This is a genomic window from Rhizobium sp. H4 (assembly GCF_003013335.1).
GTDB lineage: Bacteria > Pseudomonadota > Alphaproteobacteria > Rhizobiales > Rhizobiaceae > Rhizobium > Rhizobium sophoriradicis.
Map to the genome: position 1 here is coordinate 14,188 of NZ_PSOW01000027.1, position 12,610 is coordinate 26,797.

Annotated in this window: 11 protein-coding genes and 1 pseudogene; 8 read left to right on the forward strand and 4 right to left on the reverse strand. The window is 63.2% G+C overall.

The features are described from left to right. The first annotated feature begins 431 nt into the window (after positions 1-431). From argE to C4N04_RS29470, 6 genes and pseudogenes are all read left to right on the forward strand, one after another. Positions 432-1,556, forward strand: coding sequence for an acetylornithine deacetylase (gene argE, locus C4N04_RS29445; protein WP_106797667.1), 1,125 nt, complete (start codon positions 432-434; stop codon positions 1,554-1,556). 23 nt (positions 1,557-1,579) lie between these two features. Continuing rightward, positions 1,580-2,503 (forward strand): glyoxylate/hydroxypyruvate reductase A, encoded by a 924-nt coding sequence (locus tag C4N04_RS29450; protein WP_106797668.1) that lies wholly within the window; start codon positions 1,580-1,582, stop codon positions 2,501-2,503. A 37-nt stretch (positions 2,504-2,540) separates the two neighbouring features. Continuing rightward, positions 2,541-2,893: pseudogene (locus C4N04_RS29455) on the forward strand (cupin domain-containing protein). Between the two features lie 124 nt (positions 2,894-3,017). Then, positions 3,018-4,481: an aldehyde dehydrogenase family protein gene (locus tag C4N04_RS29460; protein WP_106797669.1), complete on the forward strand. Its 1,464-nt coding sequence runs from the start codon at positions 3,018-3,020 to the stop codon at positions 4,479-4,481. A gap of 9 nt (positions 4,482-4,490) precedes the next feature. Beyond that, complete coding sequence (locus C4N04_RS29465) at positions 4,491-5,534, forward strand: tartrate dehydrogenase (protein ID WP_077989065.1); 1,044 nt, start codon at positions 4,491-4,493, stop codon at positions 5,532-5,534. A 66-nt stretch (positions 5,535-5,600) separates the two neighbouring features. After that, positions 5,601-7,058, forward strand: a complete 1,458-nt coding sequence (locus tag C4N04_RS29470; RefSeq protein ID WP_096763125.1) for an NAD-dependent succinate-semialdehyde dehydrogenase — start codon at positions 5,601-5,603, stop codon at positions 7,056-7,058. Positions 7,059-7,150: 92 nt separating this feature from the next. Here C4N04_RS29470 and C4N04_RS29475 read toward each other — a convergent pair whose 3' ends face one another. The 4 genes from C4N04_RS29475 to C4N04_RS29490 form a co-directional block, all read right to left on the reverse strand. Beyond that, complete coding sequence (locus C4N04_RS29475) at positions 7,151-8,116, reverse strand: FAD-binding oxidoreductase (protein WP_106797670.1); 966 nt, start codon at positions 8,114-8,116, stop codon at positions 7,151-7,153. Between the two features lie 13 nt (positions 8,117-8,129). Further along, positions 8,130-8,798: a haloacid dehalogenase type II gene (locus C4N04_RS29480; protein WP_009983979.1), complete on the reverse strand. Its 669-nt coding sequence runs from the start codon at positions 8,796-8,798 to the stop codon at positions 8,130-8,132. A gap of 191 nt (positions 8,799-8,989) precedes the next feature. Next, on the reverse strand, positions 8,990-9,658 hold the full coding sequence (locus C4N04_RS29485) for an aldolase (RefSeq protein WP_040112267.1): 669 nt from the start codon (positions 9,656-9,658) through the stop codon (positions 8,990-8,992). Positions 9,659-9,673: 15 nt separating this feature from the next. Beyond that, positions 9,674-10,672 carry a LacI family DNA-binding transcriptional regulator gene (locus C4N04_RS29490; RefSeq protein ID WP_106797671.1) on the reverse strand — a complete coding sequence of 333 codons (999 nt, stop codon included), beginning with the start codon at positions 10,670-10,672 and terminating at the stop codon, positions 9,674-9,676. Between the two features lie 199 nt (positions 10,673-10,871). Between C4N04_RS29490 and ltnD the strand changes: the two genes are divergently transcribed. Continuing rightward, complete coding sequence (ltnD, locus tag C4N04_RS29495) at positions 10,872-11,816, forward strand: L-threonate dehydrogenase (protein ID WP_106797684.1); 945 nt, start codon at positions 10,872-10,874, stop codon at positions 11,814-11,816. An 11-nt stretch (positions 11,817-11,827) separates the two neighbouring features. Further along, on the forward strand, positions 11,828-12,604 hold the full coding sequence (gene otnI, locus C4N04_RS29500; RefSeq protein WP_106797672.1) for a 2-oxo-tetronate isomerase: 777 nt from the start codon (positions 11,828-11,830) through the stop codon (positions 12,602-12,604). The last annotated feature ends 6 nt before the right edge of the window (positions 12,605-12,610 follow it).

Consider the following 12,610-nt stretch of genomic DNA (forward strand, 5'->3'; position numbering starts at 1 on the left):
GTGAAGCGGAGAAGGCCACGATCCGGCCGGCGCGGATCCGCACCACACCCTTGGAATTTTTCAGGAGCCGGCAAGAAGCAGCGTGCGATCCATGCCGAAGGCCATCGATCCAAGACGGCGATCGCCGTCAGATCATCCACTTCCACGGCCCGTAACGCGGCACCTGGCGACTGTTCCACATCCGGCAGCAACCTGGACAAGCCCCCAGGGAAAGCTATCCATGGAAACTCCCTCGTCGAGATTAGGACGGATTGCGCGATACAAATCACTGACGAAGCCCGTGCAAACACAACAATCGACCAAATCCGGCGCACTTTCGGTAAATAAAGCCAGGGCAGGTCTCTACAGTCGTTGACCAGACGCGATAGGCCCAACGGCACCATTGACCGCAAAGCCCGATCGCCTCGATATCCCCCGCCGTGAGGACGCCCATGCAGGCAACTGATATTCTGGAAAGGCTCGTTGGTTTCGCCTCCGTCGTTGGAACACCGAACGGCGAGATCGTCGCCTGGATCCGGCACTATCTGCAAAGTCACGGCATCGCCGCCGCAGAGCTTCCAGGCCCCGAGGGTGACCGTTCGAACCTGTTTGCAACGATCGGTCCGAACGAAGTGCCGGGTTATATCCTCTCCGGCCATATGGACGTGGTCCCCGCCGCCGAGGCCGGCTGGAGCAGCGACCCCTTCCGCCTGCGCGCCGAAGCGGATCGCTACTACGGCCGCGGCACTACCGACATGAAGGGTTTTCTGGCCGCCGTTCTTGCTGCCGTTCCGACGCTCGCATCAATGCGGCTCCGCCGGCCCATCCACTTCGCCTTTTCCTACGATGAGGAGGCCGGCTGCCGCGGCGTCCCGCACATGATCGCCCGGCTGCCGGAACTCTGTAGGCCTCCGCTTGGCGCGATCATCGGCGAGCCGAGCAACATGCGGGCAATCCGCGCCCACAAGGGCAAGGCCGCCGCCCGGCTGACGGTCAGGGGCCGGTCCGGCCATTCCTCCCGCCCGGACCAGGGACTGAACGCGATCCACGCAATGAGCAGCGTCCTGGCTTGCGCCAATGCCGAAGCAGTGCGGCTGACAGACGGCCCATTCGAGGATGTGTTCGAGCCGCCCTACTCATCTCTCCAGGTCGGCACGTTGAAGGGCGGCCAGGCGGTCAACATCATCCCCGATACCTGCGAGGCCGAGTTCGAAGCGAGAGCCATTTCCGGCGTCGATCCGGCCATGCTGCTGGCGCCGCTGCGCGCGGCGGCCGAGGCGCTGTCGCATCGCGGCTTCCAGGTCGAATGGCGCGAACTCAGCGCCTATCCGGCTCTGTCGCTTGCCGCCGATGCGCCGCTTGCCCGCCTACTTGGCGAACTGACCGGCATCGCACCGCTCCCCGCCGTCAGTTACGGCACCGAGGCCGGCCTTTTCCAGCGCGCCGGCATCGATGCGATCATCTGCGGGCCAGGCGATATCGGCCGGGCCCACAAGCCGGACGAATTCATTCACGGCAGCGAACTCCTGGCCTGCCAGGCAATGGTCGAAGCGCTCGCCCGCCGCTGCACCGCCTGACTTGAGATCAAGGAGCCGATGCAATGACCTTTCTCTTCAATTCCGACGCGAAGCGCGGGACCATATTCGCAGAAGCCTTCGCGCGCGAACTGCCCGACATCGCCTTTTCCATGGACCCGGCATCCGTCGAACCGGGAGCTGTGCGTTACCTGATCACCTGGACCGTACCCGACGATCTCGCGCGCTATCGCAATCTCGAAATCCTGTTCTCGATCGGCGCCGGCATCGACCAGTTTCGCATCGATACCGTGCCTGCGCGGGTCAAGGTGGTGCGGATGGTCGAGGAAGGCATCGTCAGGATGATGCAGGAATATGCGACACTCGCCGTCCTTGCGCTCCATCGCGACCTGCCGGCCTATCTCGACCAGCAGCGGCGCGGCATCTGGCAGCCGATCAAACCGGTACAGGCCGCAGAACGCCGCATTGGCGTGCTCGGGCTCGGCATGCTTGGAAGCGCAGTGCTCGAACGTCTGCAACCCTTCGGCTTCCCACTTTCCGGCTGGAGCCGCAGTCCACGCGCGATCGACGGCGTGCGCTGCCTTAGCGGCAGCGACGGTCTCGACACCCTGCTTGCAACCACCGACATTCTCGTCTGCCTGCTGCCGCTGACGGAGGAAACGCGCGGCTTCCTGAATGCCGAGCTCTTCGCAAGGCTGCCGGCCGGCGCTGCGCTCGTCCATGTCGGCCGCGGCGCGCAGCTCGATCATCAGGCGCTCGTCGATGCCCTCAATACCGGCCATCTCTCCAGCGCCGTCGTCGATGTCACCGATCCGGAGCCCCTGCCTGCGGGTCACGTCTTCTGGAACCATCCGCAGATCCTGCTGACGCCGCACATTGCCAGCGTCACCCAAGCCGAAACGGCCGCGGCGGCGGTGATCGACAATATCAAGCGGCACGGGGCGGGCCTCGATCCGATCGGGCTCATCGACCGCAGCCGCGGCTACTGATTCATCCCGTCCAAACGTAAACCCGGAAAGAAAAGCCATGTCCCTGCTCAAGACGATCGACACCAACCCATCCCAGGCGCCGCGCGTGTCCGCCCCCTTGCCGAGCGCCTGATCTCAGGCAGTCCCACCTTCAAGACCTGGGCGCAGGACGTCGCCCGCGCAGAGACGGTTCATACCGGCGTATGGGAGGCAACGCCCGGCGAGACGCGTTCGATCAAAGGCGAAACGTTCGAGTTCTGCCATATCCTTTCTGGCCTGGTCGAACTCACGCCCGAAGGCGGCGATCCGGTGGTCTACAAGGCCGGCGACAGTTTCGTGATGAAACCTGGCTTCGTCGGCGTCTGGAAGACGATCGAGACGGTGCGCAAGATTTACGTGACCGTCACGTGACGCCGTAGAATTGACTGGTGGCGGCGGCGAAAACGCAATTTTTCGCCGCCTCGGCACCTCCGGTCGATGCATGCTGCTCGCTTTCCCCGGTTAGGCTTGTGTTAGCCCATCCCGAGGACATGCGATGACACTCAGCTTCGACCCAAACACGATTTCCTTGCCCGTAGGACATTTCATCGGCGGCCAGCTGGTTCCGGCCGAAGCCGTCATCGACATGCATCGGCCGTCCGACGGCAAAGCCTATGCGGGCTGCCCGCTTGCCGACGAGGCCCTTGTCGACCACGCCGTCGAGACGGCGGGAAAAGCATTGAACAGCAGCAACTGGGGCGGCGTGCGGCCGCGCGAGCGCACCAAGGCGCTGCAGCGCTGGGCGGACCTGATCGAAGCCGAGGCGGGGACCCTCGCCAAGCTCGAAGCGCTCTCCTCGACCCGCCCCGTCGGCCAGCTTATCGCCGGCGATATCGCCGTCACCGCCGAGCAGATCCGCTTCTTCGCCGAATTCGCCGATAAGGAAGGCAGCGATCTCGTCCCGACCGACGACGAAAATTTCGGCATGATCGTGACGGAGCCCTACGGCGTCGTCGGCGCGATCACGCCGTGGAATTTTCCATTGTCGATGGCGGGGTGGAAACTTGCCCCGGCGCTGGCGGCGGGCAATGCGGTGGTGTTGAAGCCATCGGAGATGACGCCATTTTCGACGCTCTACCTTGCCGAACTTTCGGTGCGGGCCGGCCTGCCCGCTGGCCTCGTCAACGTCGTCCTCGGCGACGGTCCGACCACCGGAACCGCCATCACCGGACATCCGGGAATTTCCAAGGTCAGCTTCACCGGCTCGACCGCGGCCGGCGCGGCGATCATGGCCAATATTGCCCGGACCGGGGTGAAGCCGATGACGCTGGAACTCGGCGGCAAGAGCCCGCAGCTGGTCTTCGCCGATGCCGATCTCGAACTCGCCGCAGGCGCCATCGCCGGCAGCATCTTGTCCAATGCCGGCCAGGCCTGCGTTTGCGGATCCCGCCTCATCGTCGAAGCAAAGGTGGCGGAAGCGCTCGCAGCCGCACTTCTCGCGAGGTTGGCGGCAATCCGTCCCGGTCCCACCTGGGAGGAAACGACCGACTATTCGCCCGTCATCTCAGAACGCCAGATCGCCCGCATGGATGGCATAATCCGCGCCGCGATCGAAGGCGGGGCCGAATGCCTCACGGGCGGCGGCCGGCTCGACCGCGAAGGTTATTTCTACGCGCCGACGCTGATGTCAGGTGTGACGGCAACATCGCCCGCGGTTCTGGAAGAAATCTTTGGACCGGTGCTGACCATCCAGACTTTCGAGGATGAGGAGGAGGCGCTGAGGCTGGCAGACCATCCATCTTATGGGCTGGCCGCCGGCCTCTTCACCCGCGATCTCTCGCGCGCGATCCGCCTCACTCGCCGCCTGCAGGCCGGCACCGTCTGGGTCAACCGCTACGGCCGCTCGCGCGACCATATCCTGCCGACCGGCGGCTACAAACAGTCGGGCATCGGCAAGGATCTCGGCCGCGAAGCCTATCACGCCAACCGCAAGAGCAAGAGCGTGCTCATCAGCCTTTAAGGAGCTGCGATGAAAACCTACAAGATCGCCCTTCTGCCCGGAGACGGCATCGGCCGGGACGTGACCGAAGCGGCCTGGGCCGTGCTCGAGAAGACAGCCGGTTCAAGCGGATTTTCTCTCGAGGCAATCCGCCACCCCTGGTCCTGCGACTATTATCTGGAAAACGGCAGCATGATGCCCGCCGACGGCATCGAGACGCTGAGATCCTCCGATGCGATCCTGCTTGGCGCCGTCGGATGGCCTCGTGAAGTGCCGGATTCCGTGTCGCTGCACGGCCTCCTGCTGCCGATCCGCAAGGCCTTCGTGCAATATGCCAATATCCGCCCGCATCGGCTGCTACCTGGCGTGCAGGGGCCGCTGCGGTCTGAGGGCTTCGACATCCTCTGTATTCGTGAAAATACCGAGGGGGAATATTCCGGAGCCGGCGGCCGCGTCCACCAGGGCACCGACAGCGAAGTCGCCGTGGAGACCTCGATCTTCACCCGCAAGGGCGTCGAACGCATTCTGCGTTTCGCCTTCGAGCAGGCGCATCGGCGGCGCGGCAAGCTTGCCTCGGTGACAAAGTCCAATGCGCAGAAATATTCGATGGTCTTCTGGGACGAGATTACCCAGATGCTTGCTGCGGAATATCCCGACGTCGAGGTGACCAGCTACCATATCGACGCCATGGCCGCCCGCATGGTCATGGCGCCCGAAAGCCTCGATGTCGTGGTCGCCTCCAACCTGTTCGGCGACATCCTGACCGATCTCGGCGCCGCCATCCAGGGCGGACTCGGCTTTGCGGCATCGGCCAACATCAATCCTGATCGATCGGCGCCATCCATGTTCGAACCCGTTCACGGGTCCGCGCCCGATATCGCTCATCTCGGGATCGCCAATCCGATCGCCGCCATCTGGTCGGGCGCAATGATGCTGGAGCATCTCGGAGAAACGGCTGCCGCCGAAAAGGTGATGGCCGCAATCGAAGCGACGACAGCGCGCGGCATTGGCGCAATTCCCGGCAAGGACAAAACCGACGCGATCACGGCGTCGGTGCTTTCAGCACTCGACTAGCGGATGCCGCGCAAAACGGCGCGCCCGAACTTGTGGAAATAAAATGTTCTGATGAAAGGGGATAAAATGAACGGATTAAGGGATGGCAGCCTGCTTCGCCAGCAAGGGCTCATCGACGGTGAATGGTGCGGAGCTGCAGCCGGCCACACGATCGAGGTGACCGACCCGGCGACGCAGCATGTGCTGGGCACGGTGCCCGATATGGACGGAGCCGATACAAGGGCCGCAATCGCGGCGGCGGAAAAAGCCTTTAGCTCGTGGCGGAAAAAGACCCATGCCGAGCGCGCCGCCTTGCTGGAAGCCTGGCACGATCTGATGCTCGACAATATCGAGGATCTGGCGCTGATCCTCACCAGGGAACAGGGCAAACCGCTGACGGAAGCACGCGGCGAAATCCGTTACGGCGCTTCGTTCATCAAATGGTTCTCCGAGGAAGCCCGCCGCATCGGCGGAACGACCATTCCCTCGCCGACAGCCGATCGGCGGATCGTCGTTTTGAAGGAGCCTGTCGGCGTTTCGGCAATCATCACGCCGTGGAATTTCCCCAATGCGATGATCACCCGCAAGGTGGGGCCGGCGCTTGCGGCCGGCTGCACCGTCGTCATCAAGCCCTCGGACCTGACCCCGTTTTCGGCGCTGGCGCTTGGCGTCCTGGCCGAGAGGGCCGGCATCCCAAAGGGCGTGATTAACATTGTCACCGGCATGCCGGCCGGAATCGGCGACGAGTTGATGACCAACCAGACCGTCCGCAAGATTTCCTTCACCGGCTCGACCCGCATCGGCTCGCTGCTGATGCGCGGCGCGGCCGACAGCGTCAAGCGGCTCAGCCTCGAACTCGGCGGCAACGCGCCCTTTATCGTTTTCGACGATGCCGATCTCGATCTTGCCGTGGAAGGTGCGATTGCCTCGAAATTCCGCAATGGCGGCCAGACCTGCGTCTGTGCCAACCGCCTTCTCGTCCAGTCCGGCGTCTACGATGCCTTTGCCGCCAAACTTGGCGCGCGCATCTCGGCCATGAAAGTCGGCGTCGGCACGGATGCCGGCACGGATATCGGGCCGATGATCAACAAGGCGGCGATCGAGAAGATCAAACGTCATGTAGACGATGCGGTGAAAAAGGGCGCGAGAATCCTCGCCACTGCGAGTTCTGTGCCGGCCGGTGATCAATATGCGGTGCCGATGGTGCTTGGCGGGGCGACAACCGACATGCAGCTTGCCAGCGAAGAGACATTCGGGCCGGTTGCGCCGCTCTTCCGCTTCGACACGGAGGAAGAGGCGATCCGCATTGCCAATGCGACCCCCTTCGGCCTTGCCGCCTACTTCTACACCGAGAGCCTGAAGCGCTCCTGGCGTGTCGGCGAAGCGCTCGAATTCGGTATGATCGGCCTCAACACCGGCGCCATTTCCACCGAGGTCGCCCCGTTCGGCGGCGTCAAGCAATCCGGCGTTGGCCGTGAGGGCGCGCAGTGCGGCATCGAGGAATATCTGGAAATGAAGAGCTTCCACATCGGCGGGCTTTCCTGACCCGCAAAAACAAAGGGCGCCGGAAATTCATCCCGGCGCCCATGCACCATCTATGTTCTGGAAAGATCGAACCGCTCTCGCGTGCGCGCCGCTTACTTGAAGCGATCAAGCGCCTTGTAATAAAGCCCGACCATTGGCAGGAACCACGGCTTGCCGAAATGGCCTGGAACGGCGGGCCATTCGAGCCCCTTTACCGGGTTGCGGTCCGTCTTGCCCATAATGGCATCGGCCATGATCATGCCGAGGTGGGTGGAAAGCTGGGCGCCATGGCCGGAATAGCCCATCGCGTACCATACGCCGTCGACATAGCCGGCACGCGGATAGCGGTCCTTCGTCATATCGACGAGCCCGCCCCAGCAGTAATCGACTTCGACGCCGGCAAGCTGCGGGAAGATCTCGGCGAGACTGGTACGCAGAATATCGCCGCTCTTTGCATCCGATCGCTGATCCGACGTTGCGGAAAAGCGGGCGCGACCGCCGAAGATCAGCCGCTTGTCCGGCGACAGCCGGAAATAGTTGCCGATGTTCATCGAGGTGACACAGGTCCGATTTCCCGGCATCGTCGCGGCGATTTCAGCATCGCTGAGCGGACGGGTGGCGATCAGGAAGCTGCCGACGGAAATGACCCGCCGGCGGAAATAGCGAAAGAGCGACGGCGTGTAGGCGCCGGTCGCGACAAGGACGTGATCGGCGGTAACGGTGCCCCGCGCGGTCTGAAGGCTGTGGCGGCCATTACCCTGCCTGTGAGCGGTCACCGCAGCCTGTTCGAAGATCGTCGCTCCATGGCGGGCGGCTGCGGCGGCAAGCCCGGCGACATAGCGGCCCATATGGGCGAGCCCGTTATTGAGATGGCCGCCATTGCGTCCCGATGCTCCCCAGCCGACGCGTTCGGCCTCCAGCACAACGACCATGACGCCGGCTTTCGCAAGCTGGCGCGCGGCTGCGAGCCCGGTGAACCCGGCGCCGATGACGGCCACATCATAATGTCCTTCGACAGGACCTTTGGCCGCCTCCGCAAAAGGAGGGGCCGTGGCGTGCCAGTAGGATTGGAACTGCATCCGCTTGTCTCCATCAGAGCCCGACGACGCCCGGGAGGCCCGAAATATTCGGGATTTCGACATAGCCGTAATAGGGATTGGCCGGCTCGTGACCGCGATTGACCCAGACCTTGTTCTTGATGCCGAGATCATGCGCAGACATCAGATCGTAGCGGAAGGAGGACGAGCAATGCAGCACATCCTCCGGCCCGCAGCCCAGCATGTCGAACATGTATTCGAAAGCCTGGAAACGCGGCTTGTAGGCATTGGCCTGCTCAGCGGTATAGACCGCGTGAAAGGGCGCCGCGAGCTTTTCGACATTCGACATGATCTGAGCGTTCATGGCGTTGGACAGGATGACCAAGGGAATCTCCTTGGCAACCCTGGCAAGACCCTCGGGTACGTCGCGATGCGGCCCCCAGGTCGGAACACGCTCGTAAACCATTTGCGCGGCTTCGTCGCGAAAGGTCACGCCGTTGCGCTTGCATGTCCGCTCGAGCGAATTGTGCACGACCTCCGCATAGGGCTTCCAGGCGCCCATGATCTCGTCGAGACGATAGGCCGCGAAATTCTTGATGAACTCCGCCATGCGCGGCTCGTCGAGCTGGTCGCCGTAAAGGTCGCGCGCCGCTTCCGCCATCTGGAAGTTGGTCAGCGTGCCGTAGCAATCGAAGGTGATGTATTTCGGACGGAACGTGGTCATCTGCATATCCTCGAACGATCGGAGCTGTGGAACGTGTTCACAATCATAGGCACCGCTTTGCCCATCGCTTGCCTGAATCGGCGGCATCGGAAGCAGAATCTATCGTATAGAAACCGGCGTTTGGCAGAAGGTTGCGCGCTCCCGCAGGCGATCATGCCGTCGAGCTCGACGATCCTCGAAGCGATGAGGGTTCAATCGTGATCGTGATCGCGGTGCGAGGGAAGATCGAGGCCAAAGGTCTTGACGAGATCGGCCACTTGCTCCGGGCTGAGGAAGCGGGGATTGAGGTTTCGCAGCAGCAGATATAGCTTCGCCGTTTCCTCCAGTTCCTCGGTTGCGAAGACCGCCGCCTCCAGACTGTCACCGGCGACGACGGGTCCATGATTGGCCAGAAGCACAGACGAATATTTGCCCGCCAGTCCGCGGATCGCATCGGCCACCGCCGGATCGCCGGGACGGTAATAGGGAACCAAAGCAGTCTCGCCGGCCCGCATCAGATAATATGGCGTCATCGGCGGCAAAGCGGCACGCGGATCGATCTCCGGCAGCATGGTCAGCGCCACCGCATGAGTGGAATGAAGATGGACGATGGCGCGGGCGCTGCCGCGTGTCTCGTAGAGGGCGGTGTGGAGCGGGATTTCCTTGGTCGGCTTGTCGCCGGACAGAAGCCGGCCTTCGGCATCGAGCCTTGAAATACGCGCCGGATCGAGAAAGCCGAGCGAGGCGTTGGTCGGCGTGACCAGCCAGCCGCCGTCCTCCAGCCGCAACGATATGTTGCCCGACGATCCGGGCGTCAGCCCGCGCTCAAACAGCGAGCGGCCGTACCGGCAGATTTCCTCACGCAGGCGCGCGTCGGACATGACAGTTCCTCCAATTCATGCGGTTGCCCCTTCGATCAGCTCAAAGCCGAGATCGATGGCCTGCGGCGGCGCGTTGGCGACGACCAACTGCGCGGCTAGCTCACCCGTCGCCACGCGCGGCGTCCGGATGGTCGACAAGGGTTGCGGTATCGCCCGGCCGATATCGAGGCCGTTATAGCCAAAAATGGCGAGCTGCGACGGGATTGCGATCCCCTGAGCGAGACAATGAAAATAACCGCCGAGCGCCATGTCGTCGTTGGAAAAATAGACCGCATCGAGATCGGTCGCGCGTGCAAGCAGTCGCTCCAGCGCCAACCTGCCGTTCTCCACCGAGGATGGGCCGGCAAGAATTTCCTGGGCGACCAGGGGGGCGCCGGCGGCATCGAGCGTTTCGCAAAAACTGGAAAAGCGCTTGCCGGCGCGGGTGTCCCGCTTCAGGTCGTGACCGACATAGCCGATCCGGCGATAACCCCGCTTGAGCAGGAAGGCAGCGCTCTCGCGTCCGGCCGCGCGGTTCGAGAAGCCGACCGCGATATCAAGGGCATCGCCGTCCAGATCCAGCAGTTCCACGACCCGGCATCCGCTGGCGCGCAGCATCTTCGCCGTGCCTTCGGTATGCTCGTACCCTGCCAGCATCACCGCCGCCGGCCGCCAGGCTAGCATCGCGGCGGCGAGTGCTTCCTCCTTGCCCGGATCATAGTCGGTCACGGAGAAAACCGCCTGATAACGGTTTTCCTCCAGAACAGCGCTGGCACCGCGCAGCACGTCGGCAAAGACGATGTTGGACAGCGAGGGAATGACGAAGGCGACAAGGCGTGAGGTGGTGGAAGCGAGCGTTCCGGCAATCCGGTTCGGCACATAGCCTAGCCGTTCAACGGCAGCCATCACCCGCTCGCGCGTCTTGCCTGAAAACGAACCATGGTTGCGCAGAACGCGCGACACCGTGCTCTCCCCAACTCCGGCAGCCTCCGCGACTTCTGCAATGGTGACCGTCGCCTGATGTTTGAGTTCCATGTCTATTTCAGATCCGGCGCTAGGAAGCTTTGAGGCGCGCACCAGTTGTTGGGCGCCAAGGCTGCCACTGTCATTTTTCACCACTTCGGACAAGAAGCAAGTTATTTTTGGCAGCGCTGCCAATTTCCCGTTGGCAATGCCCCGCGATTGATTTAAAAGGAATGGCAGCGCTGCCAAAATGAGCCTGAAGGACATTCTCATGACACCGTCTGCTGAAAACTCGAGCCTTGCCGTCGTTGTCGCCGTTATCGGTCTTGGCTCCATGGGGCTGGGAATGGCCCGGTCGATGAAGCGCGCGGGTCTCGACGTCGTTGGATATGACATAACCCCGGCAGCGGTGGACCGTTTCGTCGCCGAAGGCGGGCGTGGCGCGGCGACCCCGGCCGACACCGCTAAGGACGCCGACATCGTCGTCTCCGTGGTGGTCAACGGCGCGCAGACCGAGACGGTGCTGTTCGGACCGCAGGGCGCTGCGACCACGATGAAGCCCGGCGCCGTCTTCATCTCGTCGGCGACCATGGATCCCGCCGTGGCGCGCGATCTGGCGGGACGGACTGAGGCCCTCGGCCTGCTCTACCTCGACGCGCCGATTTCAGGCGGTGCGGCCAAGGCGGCGCTTGGTGAGCTGACGATCATGGCGTCCGGCTCCAGGCAGGCTTTCGATACGGCGCGCCCCGCCCTCGATGCCATGGCCGGCAAGGTCTACGAGCTCGGCGATACCGCCGGAACAGGCGCTGCGTTCAAGATGATCAACCAGCTTCTCGCCGGCGTGCACATCGCAGCCGCATGCGAGGCGATAAGCTTTGCCGCCAAACAGGGCCTCGACCTCGACAAGGTCTATGAAGTCATCACCGCCTCGGCCGGCAATTCCTGGATGTTCGAAAATCGCGTGCCGCACGTGCTGACCGGAGATTATACGCCGCTCAGCAGCATCGAGATCTTCGTCAAGGATCTCGGCATCGTCCAGGATATGGCCCGTTCCGAGCGTTATCCGGCACCGCTCGCGGCAGCGGCCCTGCAGATGTACCTGGCGGCCGCCGGAGCCGGCATGGGCCGTGACGACGATTCCTCGCTTGCGCGCCTCTACGCGCAGCTTTCCGGCGCGCAATTGCCCGGCTCCGCCAAAGAGCCGCAGAGCCGGTAAGGAATATCGATATGCCTGTTTTCGCCGCCAACCTGACGATGATGTTCAACGAATGGGACTTCCTCGACCGCTTCGACGCGGCAGCCGATGCGGGGTTTTCCGCCGTCGAGTACCTTTTTCCCTACGAGGCCGCACCGGAGGCGATCGCCGAACGACTTGCCCGCAACGACCTGCAACAGGCTTTGTTCAACCTGCCGCCGGGCGACTGGGGTGCGGGGGAGCGCGGCGTCGCGGCCCTTCCCGGACGGTTCGACGACCTCAAGGCGGATGTCGAGCGGGCATTGGACTATGCGGCGGCGACGGGCGTCAGGCGATTGCACCTGATGGCGGGTATCGCCGACCCTCGTGATCAGGAGGCCGCCGTCTCCTACCGGCGCTCCGTCGCCTACACCGCCGGCCGGCTTGCGGAAAAAGGCATCGATCTCCTGCTGGAGCCGATCAACTGGCGCAATATGCCGGGATATTTTCTCAACGACTTCGCCGCGGCCGAGCGGCTGATCGCCGAATGCGGCCTGCCCAACCTGAAACTCCAGTTCGACATCTATCACCGTCAGATCATCCATGGCGACGTCGCCATGGCGATGCGACGCCTGCTGCCGATCACCGGCCATATCCAGATCGCCAGCGTGCCGTCACGCAACGAGCCGGACGGAGAGGAGCTGAACTACCCCTACCTGTTCGGCGAAATCGACCGGCTGGGTTATGACGGCTTCATTGGCTGCGAATATGTCCCGCGCGGCCGGACCCTGGACGGCCTTGGCTGGTTCAAACCTTTTGCACGGAGTTAGAGCCTT